Source organism: Legionella waltersii, from assembly GCF_001468085.1.
In the GTDB taxonomy this organism is placed as follows: Bacteria; Pseudomonadota; Gammaproteobacteria; order Legionellales; family Legionellaceae; genus Legionella; species Legionella waltersii.
In genome coordinates, this window is record NZ_LNZB01000038.1 from 37,873 (window position 1) to 55,143 (window position 17,271).

The window sequence follows — 17,271 nt, forward strand, 5'->3', positions numbered from 1 at the left end:
CATAGAGACTTGATATGCTTGCGTTATTCATAGTGACTTAGAAAAGAAAATGGGTTGAGACGATCAATGAAAAAAAATCTTATGTATTCACTCGTATTTTTTAGCTTAGCGGTCTGTGCGAATCAACAAGTGTTGGTTTTATCTGGAGGAGATAACCCTGGATTAAATCACTTTTCTCAATATCTACAAACTAAAACCCTTTATGAGCACTTATTGACTCGATTTGAACCAAGCACAGTAAGCTTGTTTTTTGGGGGAGGTAATACTCTTAGCTCGGAAATGTTGCCCTTTGATGTGCATAGGCTCATTGGCAGTGACGAGAATAAGCAAGATAAGATGCTAACTGGGATCATTGCAAATAATCATCAAGCCAATAAACCCAATGTAATTGCTTATTTTTTAAAGGATAAAATTCAAAAAAGTTCGACAACGGACCGCTTTTATTTGTTCGTGAGTGATCATGGAATGCCTCATGGATTTCTTGAAGATAAAAGTGCTAATGAATACGGAAACAATTGCATTGATCTGTGGCATTACCAAAAGCCCTTTATCAATAATTTCACGGACGCTCAAAATTTTAGTAACACGTGTTTATCTAAAAATGAATTATCCTCGTTACTCTCATTAGTTCCCAGTAAGCATGTGGTTTTCGTAATGTCTCAATGCTATTCAGGAGGTTTTCACCAATTGTCGGTATCATTCAAAGAGGGATATCCAAAGGCGAATCCAGCAATTTGTGGATTTACTTCTACAAACGATGACCATTACGCCAGTGGGTGTACTGCTGATGCAAATGGGGATACTTATCAGGGTTATGAGCGGTCATTCACGGAGTGGTACACGGGTTTTAGTGTTATTGACGGTAAAAAAATTCGAGAGCCTGCAAAGAGCATTTTGGCTGCTCATCAATCAGCAATTTTAGAGGATATGACTGTTGATATTCCACTCAGTACTTCGGACTATTATTTATTGCAATGGGCACATTTGTTTGCTGCAAATCATCTGAAATCACGTTTGGATCAGTATGATGAGAAGGCGATCAAAACCATTTTCTTCAATTATAAAAAAGAAATTGCTTCTTTAAAGAACCAAGATCTTGCTCAATTCGTTCAGTTGGCAAAAGATTCTGAGAATAAGATTATCCAACACATGCCTGAGGCGAAGAGTTTTGTGTCCCTGTCATTGGAGGAGCAAAAGAAGAAAATAAGTACTCTAGAAGATCACTTACAGGATCAAGGTAAAGAATTAGAGACTCTTTGGGATGGCATGATGAATCTTAGCCTTCAGATTATTTTTCCAAGTTGGAAAATCGCAGTGGAGCAATCAAATGCAAACGTGTTGAACGAGAAACAATCCACTTTTGAAAAAGAACTGTATCAAACCCTTGTCGACAAGCATTTGTATCAACATCCCTATCAATTTGATATGTATTATCTGCAGTACTTATCTGCAAAGAAAAATGATCCAGATCTAATTGCTTACCACAAGGATAGAAATGCCATTATTTTAGATTGGGCGTTAAAGAATAAAAATGATTCTCTTGCCAATGCGATTACTAGTTTTGAGTTGCTCGATAAGAAGCAACAGGCTTTGGTTGAAATGATTTCGGAAAAAGAGAAGGAAAAGCAATGGTTAAATAGGGTGTATACCTACAATCAGATTATTGCTGCTTGGGTTACTTTGCTTACTGTACAAGATAAACAAGCATTAGAGGAGCTTGCGGGTCTATTACATTGCCAGCGCGTTAGCTAGAGGTTTTAGCTCATCGATTGATTGATGATTGGCACTTTTTATCCGTTTCCTCAAGGTCGCTTCTCGGTCAGCGCGGAGCAAATCCGAGTCGCGACTGTGAGGGGCACAAACTGACTTCACTCTCTCTAAAATCGTTCGTAGGCTCACGCCTAAAGTATCTGCTAGGTGTTGCCCACTGACAGCATAGCGGGGTTGCCGCAACAGCTGAATAAGAGCTAAAAGTCGGCGGGCTTGTGACAATGGTTTAACCTTTTCACATCGTATTAGACACTGTAGACCTTATTTCGTTTATTTGAACCTGGTGTTGTTTAAAGAATGATGGTTTTAAGCCTTGGACCTTCTCTTTTTCGGTGCCTAAGTTATCTTTGATGCATTGAATAATGACCGGGTTATTGTATTTTGAGGCTATTTCCATCACTTTATCAACTTGTTCCTTCTTGATATCGCTCGGAGAGCAAAACTGAAAGCAACGTTTAACTAAATCAATATCGTCAGTAGGGATGGCTAAGAGCATCAATCCAATGAATATTTCATTTGATCTTTGATCTTGGCTTAATTCAGTTAGATTTTCATTGATCATTTTCACCGCTTGCTTTTTCGCATGTTCAAGTGCTGGCAATAAAAACGCATCGTCATCGATGGCTGATAGAATGTCTGTTTCTAATTCTTTGATGAATTTGAATGGATCAATATTTTGTTTTACAGATTGATTGAGCATTTCATAAATGGAATAGGCTACCGAACTAGCCAGTGCCGCCAGTGCATCATTATCGTTTGTTCTCCAGGTATATGATTCGGCTCCCTTTCTAAGTTCTTTTAGAGTAGGTACTATAGGAATTAAAGCACGGTTACCCATATCCGATACAACATCCCAAAACATATATCTTACTACTGGTGGCTGTTCGGGATTTGCAGATAACTCGAAGCAGAGGTGTTGGCTATCGTCATTGCTTTGAAGTGCTGAAACGGGCAATGAGAACGTATAAGCAGTGGCGTATTCATCAATAAACTTCTTAAACACCTCGCGAACAAATTGTTTGTCCTTAAACTTGTCCCTCATAGCCATAAAATCTGGAGGGGTCCCTATGATGCGCTGATCTCCTTTGGGGTTATGGATAACGATGGATTCCTCTTTACAAAGGTTTTCAAAATCTGTTGTGGTAAGTGCTTTGATGGTATAGGTTGGTTTATTGGGCGCACTAATGTCTATTGAAACCAGCTCAAATTGCTGAGTTTTCATTCCCAACTTGGTCATTTCATCGAGAAAGTATTTTTCAGCTTCAATTTTACTATTCCAATCGTCTTCACTTCTCCATTTGTTTGGAATAAAGAAACAAAGTTTTTCATCTTTGATCTTAAATACTCTCTTTTCAGAACCTTCTCCGATTTTTTCCCAATCTGATGGCTTATAGGATTTGCCGTTTATAACCAATGTGGCCTCTTTTTCATAAAAAAAACATTTTAACCATTCACGCATTGTAGGACCTCTGTTCACAAAAAGACTAAACAAGGGCCATATTGTACTCAAGGTATTCAATTTGACTAGAGGTTAATATGGAAACTGTGGCTTGCCATTTACGCACGAATTCATTTAGGATAGTGATTTTCCAGCTTCTAGCAGTGTATAGGGAATCATGATCAAGACAGCCAACTCAGTAAGAACCATGTCCGCTATTTGTATTGGCAATGCAATGGAATGGTATGATTTTATGATCTTTAACTACTTACTGCTCTTTATAGCCCAAGCCTATTTCCCAAGTCAAAACGATATACACTCGTTGCTGGCTACGATGATTAGCTCTGGGGTCGCTTTAGTAGTTAGGCCTATTGGAGGCATCCTACTGGGGGCCTGGGCCGATAAGCGTGGTCATCATAAAGCACTGATGTTGGTTTTTTATCTAATGACAGTTGCCACCGCTTTGATTACGTTGACACCCACTTACGCGAAAATTGGCATCATAGCTACTGTTCTACTTGTTGGAGCACGTTTGTTGCAAGGATTAGCAACGGGTGGAGAATTTGGTATCGCAAGCTCATTATTGGCTGCATTAGCTCCCATGAATAAGAAAGGGTTGTACACATCATTGCAAATGGTAGGGCAATTACTTGCTTTAATTCTAGGTTCTTCCTTATGTTTCCTATTAACAATGACCTGCAGTGAGGAGGTTCTCTATCAGTATGCCTGGCGCCTTCCTTTTGCTTTTGGCTTGGTCATCTTACCCATTGCTTGGGTTTTAAGAAGGCAACTGCAAAATCAAGGTTTTTGGAGGAGTATGAAACCAAAATCCGTTGCCTTATTGCCTTTAATTCGAAGACAAAAGGGTACTTTGGTCATTGGCCTAGGATTGGTGATTGGTTGCACTGGTTCGGTATACACGTTATTCAGTTATATGCCTGTGTTTGGTAAGAAGTATTTGCACTTTACACTGTGGCAAGCGTATTTAGGTCCTTTAGTTGGGACAACCATTAGTGCCCTTTTAATCCCTGCATTCGGTGCTTTATCCGATAAGATAGGAAAAAAACAAATTCTTGTTATATCCCTCACAGTTTATCTTAGTCTTATTTTTCCTTTGTTATCGATGCTCAACTCCAATCCAAGCACAGAAATATTGGTTTTGGTGGAATCGATTTTAGCCTTATGTATAGCGGCTTACTTTGGTGTTTTTACCAGTGTATTGAGCAACTTATTTCCAGAAGAAGGTCGTTCCACCTGTTTGGCGATTAGCTACAACCTAGGCGTCATGTTGTTTGGTGGCTTTGCGCCTTTCGTGATAACGGCATTGATTGAGTATACTAAAAACCCCATGATATTTACCTATTATTTGATGCTTGCTGTTTCCATTAGTTTGTTTGCCTCTTTGTTTTATAAAGAAGGGAAGCAGGTGGCAAAAGAGCCTCAATTAGTGGACGTATTGGCTGTATAAATATACAAGGAAAACGATGACAACTCTTGATTGGTTAAAGAAACTAATTGCCTTTGATACAACATCTCGTTATTCAAATTTAGATTTGATAAATTATCTGGCGAATGCTCTTGAGGAGCATGCGATCAAACCTATTCTTATTCATGACAGTAAGGAACCTAAGGCTAACTTATTAGCGAGTATTCCTGGAAAAGACGGTGGTGTTGAAGGAGGAATCGTTCTTTCAGGGCATACCGATGTAGTTCCTGTTGACGGACAAGATTGGGCTAGTAATCCATTTGAAGCAACCCTACGAGGGGGGGTTGTTTATGGGCGCGGAACTTGTGATATGAAAGGTTTCATTGCAGTGGTAATGGCCTTGCTTCCGCAAATTAAAACCATGAATTTAGAGTATCCAGTGCATTTTGCCTTTTCTTACGATGAGGAAATTGGTTGTTTAGGAGCACCTTCTCTTATTGATAAAATCATAGAGCTTAATTATCACCCCAAAGCCTGTATTGTTGGGGAGCCTACCTCGATGAAACCTGTGATTGGCCATAAGGGAAAGCAATCCTATCGTTGTCAAATTCATGGGGTGGCTGCACATTCCTCATTGGTCAATCAAGGTTGTAATGCCATTGAGCACGCAGCAAGTTTTATCACCTATTTGCGTGATATGGCTAAACACTATCAGTTGTATGGAGAAAAGGATTCCTCTTATGACGTTCCTTACACAACAATAACAACGAATTTAATTAAAGGTGGAAATGCTTACAATACTATTCCCAGTTTATGCGAGTTTATTTTTGAGTTTAGAAATCTGGCAACGGACGACTCGGATTTAATTCATCAGAAAATCACCTCTTTCGTAGATGATCATCTTTTGCCTGAAATGCAGGCTGAACAAAGTGAGGTTGAAGTGATTCTGGATACGATCGCAAAAGCTCCTGGTTTAGAAACTGAGCTTTCAGAACCTTTAGTTCAAGCAGCTCAGTCCCTATGTCAAAGTGACGAAGTATTAAAAGTAGCTTATGCCACTGAGGCTGGACTGTTTCAGCAGGCACAAATTCCAACTATCGTTTGTGGACCTGGGAGTATTGAGCAGGCGCATAGGGCTGATGAATTTGTTAGTTTGGATCAGTTGGCTCGATGTGAGAGGTTTATTGTGGATATGTTGATGCATCCTTTGGTAGTCGTGGGGTAAATTTAAGATCTGGTAGCAAGATGCAGAGCAAGATGCAGGGGACGGACCCCACTGGGGTCCGTCCCCGTTCGGGATTAAAGCAGTGATGCAGGGGACGGACTCCACTGGGGTCCGTCCCCGTTGGGGATCACTTATCCGCTCCCTTAGGGTCTCGGCTCGGTTTTGTCACATGCTATCCGAGCCGCGACCGTAAGGGAGCGGATAATGGCACCTAAAAGAAAGTCGCATAAATACTCAGTGCTGTAGATACTACAAGTATCATGGAGGCGGCAAAAATACGATAATGAGATAGTGGCCGGTGAGTTATCGTAAACTGTTCTGATTTATCCCAGGTACATATTTTGTTTTTATCTAATTCGAAATAAGCACAAAATAGGGTGAATATGCTAATAAATGGAACACCTATTCCTTCGCCAAAAAACCAGACTTTTACACTTCGTTTGAATGCATGGAGAACAGAGGGTTTTTGGCCATTATTGGCTTGTATTCGAATGTTTAAAATCCATTTTCCTGGAGTTGTTCCCCAAGTAATCAGAAAAGCGGTTTCTACAAATATCCAGCAAAACAAACAACTCACTGCAAATGCCAGATAATAGGGGCCTTCAAAAAAGCTAGGCACAAAATAGAACAGCAAAAATGCAAAAACATAGGAGAAAAGAACTTCATCCACTGAGCGGGCCCAAAAGCGAACCCATGGCCTAACTAAGGGCTCTGATTTTTCTTTGTCGGCAGATGGAGGAGGGTTTTTTTTAGACGAATCATTATCCTCTGGAAACGCCATATAAATTTCCGTATCTTTATTCTCTTCGCCCATCGAATTATCCCTTATTCAATACGTATTGTTAAAGTATAACAGATGATGAAGTGTAAGCTTATTTTAAACCATGATTTGAACGTTCAGTATTGGCTAGATCTTTGACTCCTTCAACTTGTTTAACCTTTTTCTTTGAAAACAGGGTACCTAGATACTCAAACACTGAGTTACTCTTTATTGTTTCTACTGAAGAATCATCTATTTCTACAATTTTAGGTTCAGGTTTAGGATACAGGTTGTTTTGCACCATCTTAAACCCGTCAAAGATGCATCGTAATGCAAAAGGCAATATAAGCAAGATCAGCATCATGCTGAATAAGTTGGTTGATTCATTACAACACATGTAGTTGCCTACAGCTTGCAATACGCCAAAAAACATGGCAATTGCCATCGAATTGGAAATCAGTGTCGAAACATTGATATTACGGTTGTCCATAGGCAAATCAGCACTTTGATTAATTTCATAAAATGCAATCCACAACCACAACAAGTCGAACCCTACACTGTACCAATGTTGGTGGTTCATTTCAGTGACGTTGGCTCCGACGGCTTTGGCTAAATCGAAAGTCATTTTTCCACTTTTAAGGGCTAAAGCCTCGCTTGGCTTTTCCTGAGAGTTGGCAAGGGGAGCAAATTGTTGCACAAATAAACTTTTGGGGAGGTTGATATCAAACAATTCATAAAAAGATTTTTCTGAGCCGAATAATCGCCTCAACTGTTCTTCACTGATGTTTGATAAAGCGTCAACTCCTGGGGCGAAACTGCCATCTTCAGCTTGGTGAGCAATAACAACGTTGGCGTTTTTCATCATCATCACATCGTTTGAGCCATCACCATTTGCTACAACAAAATAGTGATGATTCTTAAGATAGAGAGCTAAAGCGCCTTTATCATTCGTACTCATTTCAGCAAAAATAATCACAGGTCGTTTGCTTGGTTCAATTTCCATGACGGTTTCAAAATGCTGCAAAATCTTTTCCTTCGCGCCAGAGTAGATTATGGTTGAGTTAGGTGGATACATTTCATCTTCCTTCTCTTCTTTTTTTTCGGCTTCTTCTTCGATCTGTTCGGCACGAATAGTAAAAATGTGTTGGCTATTGAGTGGGCATAATACGTTTGCGATATTTTCTGCCGCTTTAATAGTGTCTCCAGTAGCTACGAAGACTGGCACGGAAATGTCTCGACATTGATTGATAAATTTCTCAGCACCTTTTTTTACGGGGTTATCCACAATAAAAGTGCCATGGTGCTCCAGGGATTGAAGCAGTTCAGTGTTTGAAGTCAGGAAAGATTCGATTTTTTGTTTGTCATCTTGGTCAAACATGTCTCTTAATGTGAGAAACTCTTTCTCAACAAGAGTGCATCTTCCTAAACACCAATCACGAGACAGAACTTCGGTTCGGCTTTGCATGCTGGTGTATGAGTGCAATAAATGGGTTCCTGCAAAGGCATCTTGCTTTGGTACTCCACAAAATACCAAGAAGTACTGCTTCCCGTCTTTAACCAAAGTAAATCGTCCACCAAATTTACGGTACAAACCAAGGTGGAAGGATTCAATTTCTTTTATCTCTTCCTTGATTCGTAGCGTTTTACGTAAGTGGTTATGTCCATGTATGGACACGTTCAGGCAATCCTGATCTTCTAATTGAGATTTGAAGAACTCTAACATAGCATGTTCTTCAGGCTCTAACTCTTTACTATTGTAGGTATAGGCATTACAAAATACTTCAAATGTCTTAAGCCATCGTTCTTGAGTAGGGAGAAGCAATCCCTGTGTTACTTTTAATGTGTCCTGGACTTCAGCGGGTTGGTCATCAGTCCATAGACCTAATACATTCATCTTATTGGTAGTAAGAGTACCTGTTTTATCAGAAAGGATTGCAACTCCTTTGGGAAATCGATCTCGATAATATCCCCCTAGCGCATTGCATAAATCAACTACCCGCAATGCATCAATGGTTTCAAAGGATTGTTCTCCTAAGTTATTATTTAGTTTTTTCATTAAACGACTGTTTACAGTTTCACGGAGAAAGGCCTCAGAAAAAGGAATCATCGTTTGAAAGAGTGTGAACATAAGCCTGAGAGTTTCCGCAGGCATGGTCGTAATATCCCTTTGTAAAAAGGCAGCCATGATGATGGAGCCTAATATGGAATACAAAACACTTCTTTGTTTTCGCTCGGATATAATGTCATTGATTACGGCTTTCTTTTCATAGGCACTACTTAATACAAGCTCATTTTCTGGTTTAATCTGAATAAATACACAGTCACTGCCGTATAAATTCAATTTATCACCGACTAAGACTCCAGCTTGTTTCCCATTTTTTACGGCATGTAAATCAATCTTTTTGTAATTCGAATCAAGGCTAGGCTTGGTTTTATGCTCAATCCAACGGTCTTCGCCATTTTGTGCTTTTAAATTGACACTAACTTGTTGCAACTCCACTTCCTGTGTAAATGTGTCATTGGTATCCTTCTTGAAAGCGATGAGTTCTCCTGAGAGTGGCACACAGGACAGATCAATGCTCTCATCACACAACACCAAATCTCCAGTTCGCAACTGATACCGGGGTTTGCTAAACAATTCAGCCCCATCACTGGTCCATCTTAGTACTCGATGTTCTATATGGTTGTACTCGTAATCATGTGCAAGCTTTTTCTGCTGCGCCACCATTTTTTTAATGGTTGAAGGCGCTAAATCAGCGAATAAGGCCGGTAGATTGCGAAATTTTTGAACTATTCTCTCCGCATAGCGAGTGTTGTGTGAAATTAGACCTAATTGAAATAAACGAGAACTAACCATGAGTTCACTGGCTACATAATGGTTTATTTGAAAATACAGATTAGACAGCAGAGTCAATCCACTAGAAATAGCGGCAGTATCTGAGCGTTGGGCTCCTAAGCCATATTGTCTGCGAACTAAAAAATCTTGCAGTTTCTGAGTCAGTAAGGAAATGGTGCTAGGAACGATGAGTGCGCTGGCTCCTAGACCTGCAATCAAGGAATATTCATCAGAAATATGGCCATCCAGTAAAAAACCAGTTCCAGTAAAAACAGAACTGTACATGTAGGTAATTCCCATGACTTCACTGGCTACAGCAGCTGAAAGCCCGACCTGGGAGGTGATTTTTTTGTCGGTGATTCGATGGATGGCGCAATATCCTAGTATGGCTGCCCCAAAAAGAAACTTGACGATGAAATCGTATTCTGGGCTTCCAGTTTGATATTCGCTGATTGCTTCACTTAAATAGTTTCCAACAATCAGTGCCGCACCTGAGGATATGGTAGGCCAAACATATTGCTTAAAATTGCTCCAGTCCATGGAGTCTAAAGAAAAGGTTAATAGGAGTGTATTGTACAGTTCAGCGATTCGAGATGAAACAAAGTTCCCAATCGTCATGATGCCATTGGTCAGATAGTAGGTTCGATCTGGTTGGGCGTCTCGAACTAATTGCAGAGACAGAGCCCTGTTTTGTTTGGAATCCGATTGTGGTGAACTCGTGCTATTTGGCTTAACTCTCATGGTGCAAATCCTTTTGTACACTCAAAACACTCTACTGTGACTTTAGAGGCCATATTGATAATTAACTTATCTGTACAAAAGGTTCAATAGGATTTTTAAAATTTATTTAAATTGTTCTATGACTGCTTGATTCCATTGTTGTGGTTTTTCAATATTTGAGAGATGTCCTGAGTTTTCAAGCACCAAGAGCCTGCTGTTTTTTGCAAGGTCATGCATACTGATGCTTTGCTGTTTAATGACTGTTGCAAACTCAACCAGAATACCAATAGTAATTATTTTGTACATTATTAAGAAAATTTTAACAAAATGGGTTTTTCTTAATATTCCCTTAATGTTTTTATACTATTCTATAAGACCTTTAAATAGAACATTTGTTTATGTAACCACGGAGCTCAATATGCCTAAAGCGCTGACCCATTTATGCAAAAAAGTCAATTTAAGTTTATTTAACGATACTTTGACCGTGTACCCAAAATCAACAGGCCCTAAAAAGCTACCAGTCATTAGAAATGAATTTGAACTTCTCTTGGCCGTGTTGTTTATGCAAATGGATTGTGCTAGTGCTGAGATCAATACATTTTTTATGACAAAAGATACTGAGCTTGGTGTTTATCGTTTTGTGCATCGTAATGACAGTGATCATGCTTTATACCATCAAGATGACTTCGATATGGAAGACGACCATTATCATGCTCAATTTGATAAAACCATTGATGCTACAAAACTAGACAGTATTTGTTCGATCTTGGAAAGAGAAAATATCATTACTTCTGACGAACATGCAAGCTTTATTAAAGCCTTCAAAGAAGCCAATACATTGCCATCCGTTCCAACCAAACTAGTAACTGTGTCTGTAACTTCATCTGTTCTAGTTACTGATCAGCAGACTTCAGTTCCAAAGATAACAGTTTCTAGTGAACAAGGCGCTACGACCACTTTTGCTGGATTGAAACGAGGATTTTTCAATGTGAAACCAACTTCAGTTGCTCCAAAGCCAGCTGTTGTAACTGCTCAACCCGAACAACAAACGGCTTCATTGCACTAGTTCCATCTGAGAGATGGTCACCTAGGGTGACTATCTCCCATTGGTTTTAAGACTCTGTTTTGTTTCAATCATTGCATGGCAAGCAATTGGGATGTTTTACTATAGCTTGCTTCGCACTGAATAAGATCTGGAAAAGGCTTCGCACACCAGCGAATGGCTGAAGCTACAGCCAATTGATCTTTGATTTTTTGAACAGACCATTCCGCTTGTTCTAACAACAAAGTTCCTGCACAACACTGAGCTAAATGATAAGCCAACATTCGAGCTCCTAATTGTTGCTCTTCTTCGGATAGATTGGACATGGAATTCAAGTAGTTTTCGAGTTTATTTATCGCAACGATCAGTTTTTCTTTAGATTCGAATAAGGTATTATTTTTTATACTATTTATCCGCTGATGCATATCCTGCAGGAAGGGGATAGCTGCATTCTCTTTATGGATTGCACGGAGCACATCAAGACTGAGTACATTTGTAGTTCCCTCCCAAATAGAAAGGACTTGTGTATTGCGCAATAACTGAGGAAGGCCTGTATCCTCTATATACCCAGCCCCTCCAAATGCCTCTAAAGATTCGCTGACCACTTGTATGGCCTGTTTTGCAGAATACAATTTTGCAATGGGGGTGAGCAGTCTTAAAATCGCTTTTTCATTTTGACTGGCTTGTCCAAGCTCCTCTTTGCCCAGTAATTCAATGGCATGGAATACTAGGTGGAATCCAGCTTCAAATTCCAATTGCATTGATGCTAAGGTTTCCCTATGCAAACTGAGTTCATTAAGTGGGCGTCCAAAGGCTTTGCGTTTTTGGGCATAGTCCCGAGCAAGAGCTATGGCTCTGCGCATATACCCTACTGCGCAGCACGCGTTGTAAATTCGTGTTATGTTAAACAAAGAAGAAATTTTCTTGACGCCATTACCCTCTCCGCCAACAAGTATTGCTGGTGTTCCTTCTAATGTGAGTTCTGCTGTGGGTAGCGCTTTTGTACCCAGCTTTTCTTTCAAACGGTTTATTTGTATGCCGTTGAGATTTCCCTGATTATCGCGAAGCTCTAGGTAGAACAGACTTAAGCCTCTACTTCCCTCTGGCGCTCCTTGAATGCGGGCGAGAGTCATGGCCATTTGCGAGGTAGTTGCTGAGGTAAACCATTTGACCCCATGGAGACGAAACTGTTGGTCATCAGGAATTGCAATCGTGGAGGTGCCACTCACGTCTGAACCGCCTGTTCGTTCAGTCATCCATTGCCCAGATGTCCAAAACTGTTGCGGATCTTTACTGGTTAAACGAGGATATGTTCTTTGCTTTAATTGCTCATCCCCATAAAGTTCGATAGCCCGGGCAGCGCCATCGGTCATTGCTAAAGGACAGCTGTAAATTGCTGAAGATGGATGGAACAGATAAAGCTTTGCAAATTGATAGATACGGGATAAAGGCCCATATTTACGTTCATAACCAATTGCGATTAATCCTTCTTCAGCCGAAATTTTATCTAATTCCAACCAGGCTGATGACACTTCTATGCGATCAATTCGTTTTCCCCAAGGAGAATAAGGGACGTGTTTGGGAGGATTTAATTCCGCTAATTGACCTAGTTCTAAAATATCACTAGAGACACGGAGTCCCAATTGATGCAGATCAGATTGTATTTCAGCCAACATGGGGGCAGGAAGCTTCCACTGCAAATACCTTTGCAAGACACGATCTTCTTCAAATTGATTGCCTAAACTGGGAGGATCTTGAAAAAAATCGTGCATGCTATTCCCTATTGAGTTTTATTCAAAACAGTATACAAAAGTCAGTACCAGGCAGATAGTCCTCCCTCTGTTTCATAAGCAGAATCCATGTTAAAACAATAGACTCACCTCACAACGTTAAGGATTCAATGTTATGAGTAGAGACGATTGTAAGCAAAATGTGGCCATCATTGGCGGTGGTACAGGATTAACAACTGCTTGGGCACTGGAGAATCAACCTAACTTTAAAGTGACTCTGTTTGATTCTCAAGATAGGTAGGGGGGACACGTCAATAGTATTGAGATTGATGGTGTTGTATTGGAGGGAGGTGCTGAATTTATTGGCCAACCTGAGTGTTATCCCAATGTACATACGCTGTTAGATCATTTAGGGGTTCACTTAAATAAGTTTGAATTGAACATGGATTTTCATGATTTAAGAGACGATGAGCATCTGGTAATGCCTCCTATCTATCATGCTTCAGATGGAAAAGAGAGTTATTTGGGTAACTGCTTGTCTGCGTTGCTTTCAGTCGTTGGTTTATTCCGTAATAACATCCCACAGAAAAAACTCAAGGTCGCTTTGAATCCGCTAATTGCAGAGTTGTGTGATTTATTGAATTTGAATGCAATCATCAACAGGGCAAAAAATAAGTTGCTCCATTCCGATGATGTGTTGACTTTAGAACAGTTTGTCGATGATTTTATAAGTAAGGACGCCGGCTTTCCCTATCACCGCGATCAATTTGCAAATGACGTGTTATACCCATTAATCGCTTCAGGATGGGGGGTATCGATTGATACCATTAAAACTTTTGGTGCACATTGTGCAATGTATTACTTAGAGGCAGGGAAGGATTGGTATGACGCTCCAGATGGGCTAAGCACCTATATCCATAACATGGCTGAGCAATGTACAAATACCCAATTCAAAATAAACACTGCAATTAAACAAGTGGTACCGGTCATTGAAATGGGAAAAACAAAATACAAGTTGTTGCAGCAAGACAATAGCTTTCATAGCGACCCCGAAGGCAAGCCGATTTTATTCGATGAAGTCGTTATTTCTACTCCAGCCTATTCATCTATGGAATTGCTGTCAGGGGTAGATGATTTAATGATTAAAGCATTGAGAGAAAAGTTAGCAAAAGTGACTTATTATGATACCAAAATAGTCTTTCACAGAGACCCAGATTATCTCTCTCCCTACCATACTGTTGTGCATACTCGGTTTGATGGAAAAATAGCAGCTAACACCATGTGTAAACAATGGGAGTTTTCGAGTGAAGAAACTCCAATCATGAAAACCTGGGTATTACCAGGACAAGCGATGCCCAAGAACGTCTTGCGTGAAGTGATGTATCGCCATCCAGTGATGGATATAAACTACTATGAGGCGCAACAAGCTTTACATCAATTTCAAGGTTATACTGGCCTGTGGTATGGAGGAGTAATTGCGGGTCAAACCGATGCTCACGAGAGTGGTATAACCGTTGCCTTGCAAATCGCTATCAATAAGTGTTATCAAGCAGATTGTCTTGAAAGGAATGAGAGATTAGCGATGTTTTCCCCATTAATTGAGGAAACTCTAGGGAAAATCGGTAAAGCTGGTAATGAGCTGGATATCACTGAACCTAGTGACGCGTATCTTGGACTCATTGTGTTTTAAATACGGGTAAAAACTGGGACGGACCATTGGGGTCAGTCCCAGCCTCATCACCTAACACTCACTTATTTCCGTATATACAGACAGTTGATCGTATCCTGCTGAATGGGTCCCACATTCGCATTGGTGTAGTAATACTGCCCATTCACTAACAGTTTGTCATTCTCAAGTGTCATGGATACTTTACTAAAAAAGCTGTTCAAATGGCCTTGTTCATTAGAAAACAGTTTTGATTGAATGAAAATAAGGGCACTTAACTCTGGATTCCAGCGGACAGAAACATGGCTGTTTTCAGAGCGAGGTCCTTGAGCTGAAGAGCTTGATTGAACTTCGCCAATAAAATACTTTTCTTCCATAAAACCATATGAAATAGCAATCCTATTTGGATCTTGTTTGATTGAGAGATCCACGGCTTGCGTGTTGTCACACTGTCCTGTCCAATCGCCTGAAAAGTTCACTAGGGCTTCTCCTACTGGTGAAACTTGAGCGATTGTCAAAGCAGTAGAACTTGTGTTTAACCCTTCTTTGGGAAGCCATGGCAAAGCCATTGCGTTGTTCAAAAGAGTAAAAGGAACAACACTGATGAAAAGTATTCGTTTTAACATAGACGCAATCCTTTGAATGTAAAATATGACAGTCAGGATAATACACGGAATGAATTTTGTTTGCACGGTCAAATGAACTATCCACTCCCTCACGGCTGAGGAATCGATTCATTTTTAAAAATGGGGCATTTATACCAAAGATTGGGTGCTTCGCCTAATGGTGCTGCCTTAAGCGGTGTCATTAGGTTCATCTATCCGGCCTGCATCGGTCCGCTTGCTGACGCGCGCGGCTCGGTTCCTTCTTTGGTGTCTGAATCAAATCCTAGTCACAGCAGGGAGTGAACCGAGCCGCGCGCGTTAGCAAGCGGATACGAAACCATCCGCTTTAACGAATGACCCTGCTTAAGGCAGCACCATTAGGCGAAGCGCCGGACCTACGTTTACACGGACCATCAGAGAAAAGATTAGTTGGGCACTATAATAGGAGCCGATTCCTCAGCCCTCACGGTCGCGGATTGGATAAATTGTGCTCACCGAGCCGCGACCGTGAGGGAGCGGATATTATTAAGCTCTGGGTAAATGGCAGGAGACTGATCCCAGTGGGATCTATCTCCATTCTCGTGCTATTCCCGTAGCATTTACAGACAGTATCTACTGAATTAACTCACAGGGAACGAATTATTCTCCGGGTTCCTAAAATCAGGAAACGACGCGTGCATATGAGCAATTTTCCAACTTCCATCTTCCTCGCCTAAGATAATTGTTCCGCGAAGATGCTCAAAAGTATGCTCGTTGCCCTCAATAGTCACTTTGGCAGTACAAACCGCTGTTGTCCATAAATTATCGTTGTTTCCAGGCATATAAGAATTGACCAGAATTTCCCCTTTCTCAGATTGACTCCAATCGCGTTCAAGTTGTTCCTTAATCTCGCTAATGCCAACTCGGTATTCATCGATGCCTGAACCAAGAACAGTGGCATTCTGTGTAAAAAGGTTAAGTAGATACTTTAAATCTCTGTTTTTATAACCTACACAAAATTGATCTAAGAGTCTCTTAGCAGAATTTGCTTCTTTGATAATCATCATTTCTCCTCACTACGTAAAGTCGGGAGATTTTATCAAGTTCAATGAGTTTGTCTGTCCGGAGCAAATCCGGACTTATAAATTCATTAGTTCCATTTCGTGGTGAGGATTCAGACCAGTTCTGTGTTTCACTCTCTGGAGATACGTTTCAACCGTTCGGGGAGATATTTCCAAAATTTGTGCGATTTCTTTAAATGATTTTCCATGAATTAATAGCCTTAAACAGCTTAGCTCTTGAGTTGTCACATAACTTGGTCCCATTTTTCCTTTGACGAAGACATTTCCTTGGCTTAGGCACAATTCCTTGTAGTTTGTGTCTCTGTAAGACTCAGGTAACAAGATAGGGTTTTTGTTCATCAGCTGAATTAAATCATGATTGGCAATTTCAAACTCATTGAAATAATGCTCCATCAATTTCAACTTATTCATGTAGAAAGCACCAGCATTAGCAGGTTCATCGGGTGTAGCAACAGCGATCATGTCGTAATGGTTTTTCGAACGCTTCACGAAGGTGATTCCATTCCTAATATTGAATTTTTCCCTTGCAAGCTGCACAGGCATTTGAGGGAGTTCTTCATCCCAAAGAAACCAGTATGACGATGAGGTTTGGTGATCCTCGGTGTAAGAAGAAAACACAACCGGTGAATTGTCGACATGCTGAAAATACTCAAGAAGACCAGTGTTATTGGTTAATAAACCGATAGACCCATCATGGTAACATCGTAAATATTGAAAATAATTAAAGCCGTGATTTGTCATAAACTCATCACAGACTTCCTGGATTTTGGTTTTCAATGATAAAGTTGGGTGGTCTGAGGCTATTCTAAGACTCATAATGCTGTAATGTATATGCCGATATTATGGGCATATATTAACATATTTAATCTATCTCACCAATTTATGCCTTGTACTTATCCTTGGTTCAGCTTGTTCGCAATGACGAAATTGAGCAAATTACAGTAAGGTAATTCTAGTCAGGACTTACGCAAAACCCCAAGGTCGAGGCAAAA

The 17,271-nt window shown here is 40.3% G+C and carries 14 protein-coding genes and 1 pseudogene; 6 read left to right on the plus strand and 9 right to left on the minus strand.

Going from position 1 to position 17,271, the window contains the following annotated elements; all coding sequences use genetic code 11:
- The first annotated feature begins 66 nt into the window (after nt 1–66).
- Complete coding sequence (locus Lwal_RS07760) at nt 67–1,752, plus strand: hypothetical protein (protein WP_058480260.1); 1,686 nt, start codon at nt 67–69, stop codon at nt 1,750–1,752.
- On the opposite strand, the gene Lwal_RS18190 is transcribed toward Lwal_RS07760, so the two are convergent.
- Together Lwal_RS18190 and Lwal_RS07765 are read right to left on the minus strand one after the other, a co-directional pair.
- A complete protein-coding gene (locus Lwal_RS18190) occupies nt 1,729–1,992 on the minus strand; it encodes an HTH domain-containing protein (protein ID WP_083500063.1) in 264 nt (87 codons plus the stop codon). The genes Lwal_RS07760 and Lwal_RS18190 overlap by 24 nt on opposite strands.
- 13 nt (nt 1,993–2,005) lie before the next feature.
- On the minus strand, nt 2,006–3,229 hold the full coding sequence (locus tag Lwal_RS07765; protein ID WP_058480261.1) for a hypothetical protein: 1,224 nt from the start codon (nt 3,227–3,229) through the stop codon (nt 2,006–2,008).
- A gap of 157 nt (nt 3,230–3,386) precedes the next feature.
- Between Lwal_RS07765 and Lwal_RS07770 the strand changes: the two genes are divergently transcribed.
- Together Lwal_RS07770 and argE are read left to right on the plus strand one after the other, a co-directional pair.
- Nucleotides 3,387–4,676, plus strand: a complete 1,290-nt coding sequence (locus Lwal_RS07770) for an MFS transporter (protein ID WP_231950972.1) — start codon at nt 3,387–3,389, stop codon at nt 4,674–4,676.
- Between the two features lie 16 nt (nt 4,677–4,692).
- Nucleotides 4,693–5,859 carry an acetylornithine deacetylase gene (gene argE / locus Lwal_RS07775; RefSeq protein ID WP_058480262.1) on the plus strand — a complete coding sequence of 389 codons (1,167 nt, stop codon included), beginning with the start codon at nt 4,693–4,695 and terminating at the stop codon, nt 5,857–5,859.
- Nucleotides 5,860–6,070: 211 nt separating this feature from the next.
- On the opposite strand, the gene Lwal_RS07780 is transcribed toward argE, so the two are convergent.
- From Lwal_RS07780 to Lwal_RS07790, 3 genes are all read right to left on the minus strand, one after another.
- The gene (locus Lwal_RS07780; protein ID WP_058480263.1) at nt 6,071–6,673 is read right to left on the minus strand and encodes an RDD family protein; all 603 of its coding nucleotides are present in this window, start codon (nt 6,671–6,673) and stop codon (nt 6,071–6,073) included.
- Nucleotides 6,674–6,731: 58 nt separating this feature from the next.
- A complete protein-coding gene (locus Lwal_RS07785) occupies nt 6,732–10,196 on the minus strand; it encodes an HAD family hydrolase (RefSeq protein WP_058480264.1) in 3,465 nt (1,154 codons plus the stop codon).
- Between the two features lie 102 nt (nt 10,197–10,298).
- Entirely contained in the window at nt 10,299–10,481 is a 183-nt protein-coding gene (locus Lwal_RS07790; RefSeq protein WP_058480265.1) for an alpha/beta fold hydrolase, read from the minus strand.
- Nucleotides 10,482–10,593: 112 nt separating this feature from the next.
- Between Lwal_RS07790 and Lwal_RS07795 the strand changes: the two genes are divergently transcribed.
- Nucleotides 10,594–11,241: a hypothetical protein gene (locus Lwal_RS07795; RefSeq protein ID WP_058480266.1), complete on the plus strand. Its 648-nt coding sequence runs from the start codon at nt 10,594–10,596 to the stop codon at nt 11,239–11,241.
- A gap of 68 nt (nt 11,242–11,309) precedes the next feature.
- On the opposite strand, the gene Lwal_RS07800 is transcribed toward Lwal_RS07795, so the two are convergent.
- Nucleotides 11,310–12,989 (minus strand): acyl-CoA dehydrogenase family protein, encoded by a 1,680-nt coding sequence (locus tag Lwal_RS07800; protein WP_058480267.1) that lies wholly within the window; start codon nt 12,987–12,989, stop codon nt 11,310–11,312.
- Nucleotides 12,990–13,122: 133 nt separating this feature from the next.
- On the opposite strand from Lwal_RS07800, the gene Lwal_RS17900 reads away from it, so the two are divergent.
- Nucleotides 13,123–13,248 carry an NAD(P)-binding protein gene (locus tag Lwal_RS17900; protein ID WP_231950971.1) on the plus strand — a complete coding sequence of 42 codons (126 nt, stop codon included), beginning with the start codon at nt 13,123–13,125 and terminating at the stop codon, nt 13,246–13,248.
- Nucleotides 13,249–13,260: 12 nt separating this feature from the next.
- Nucleotides 13,261–14,637 (plus strand): annotated as a pseudogene (locus Lwal_RS07805) (NAD(P)/FAD-dependent oxidoreductase); the annotation flags it as partial.
- Nucleotides 14,638–14,699: 62 nt separating this feature from the next.
- Here the strand turns inward: Lwal_RS07805 and Lwal_RS07810 are convergent.
- The 3 genes from Lwal_RS07810 to Lwal_RS07820 all read right to left on the minus strand — a co-directional run bounded on the left by Lwal_RS07810 (nt 14,700) and on the right by Lwal_RS07820 (nt 17,020).
- A complete protein-coding gene (locus Lwal_RS07810) occupies nt 14,700–15,239 on the minus strand; it encodes a hypothetical protein (protein ID WP_058480268.1) in 540 nt (179 codons plus the stop codon).
- Nucleotides 15,240–15,838: 599 nt separating this feature from the next.
- Nucleotides 15,839–16,264 carry a nuclear transport factor 2 family protein gene (locus Lwal_RS07815; RefSeq protein ID WP_231950969.1) on the minus strand — a complete coding sequence of 142 codons (426 nt, stop codon included), beginning with the start codon at nt 16,262–16,264 and terminating at the stop codon, nt 15,839–15,841.
- 72 nt (nt 16,265–16,336) lie between these two features.
- Nucleotides 16,337–17,020: a helix-turn-helix transcriptional regulator gene (locus Lwal_RS07820; RefSeq protein WP_231950968.1), complete on the minus strand. Its 684-nt coding sequence runs from the start codon at nt 17,018–17,020 to the stop codon at nt 16,337–16,339.
- Nucleotides 17,021–17,271: the final 251 nt, after the last annotated feature.

What these genes read in the sequence shown, in the direction of transcription:
- Lwal_RS07760 (WP_058480260.1), top strand. Translation starts at nt 67, where the DNA reads ATGAAAAAAAATCTTATGTATTCACTCGTATTTTTTAGCTTAGCGGTC.
- Lwal_RS07765 (WP_058480261.1), bottom strand. Translation starts at nt 3,229, where the DNA reads ATGCGTGAATGGTTAAAATGTTTTTTTTATGAAAAAGAGGCCACATTG.
- Lwal_RS07770 (WP_231950972.1), top strand. Translation starts at nt 3,387, where the DNA reads ATGATCAAGACAGCCAACTCAGTAAGAACCATGTCCGCTATTTGTATT.
- argE (WP_058480262.1), top strand. Translation starts at nt 4,693, where the DNA reads ATGACAACTCTTGATTGGTTAAAGAAACTAATTGCCTTTGATACAACA.
- Lwal_RS07780 (WP_058480263.1), bottom strand. Translation starts at nt 6,673, where the DNA reads ATGGGCGAAGAGAATAAAGATACGGAAATTTATATGGCGTTTCCAGAG.
- Lwal_RS07785 (WP_058480264.1), bottom strand. Translation starts at nt 10,196, where the DNA reads ATGAGAGTTAAGCCAAATAGCACGAGTTCACCACAATCGGATTCCAAA.
- Lwal_RS07790 (WP_058480265.1), bottom strand. Translation starts at nt 10,481, where the DNA reads ATGTACAAAATAATTACTATTGGTATTCTGGTTGAGTTTGCAACAGTC.
- Lwal_RS07795 (WP_058480266.1), top strand. Translation starts at nt 10,594, where the DNA reads ATGCCTAAAGCGCTGACCCATTTATGCAAAAAAGTCAATTTAAGTTTA.
- Lwal_RS07800 (WP_058480267.1), bottom strand. Translation starts at nt 12,989, where the DNA reads ATGCACGATTTTTTTCAAGATCCTCCCAGTTTAGGCAATCAATTTGAA.
- Lwal_RS17900 (WP_231950971.1), top strand. Translation starts at nt 13,123, where the DNA reads ATGAGTAGAGACGATTGTAAGCAAAATGTGGCCATCATTGGCGGTGGT.
- Lwal_RS07810 (WP_058480268.1), bottom strand. Translation starts at nt 15,239, where the DNA reads ATGTTAAAACGAATACTTTTCATCAGTGTTGTTCCTTTTACTCTTTTG.
- Lwal_RS07815 (WP_231950969.1), bottom strand. Translation starts at nt 16,264, where the DNA reads ATGATGATTATCAAAGAAGCAAATTCTGCTAAGAGACTCTTAGATCAA.
- Lwal_RS07820 (WP_231950968.1), bottom strand. Translation starts at nt 17,020, where the DNA reads ATGACAAATCACGGCTTTAATTATTTTCAATATTTACGATGTTACCAT.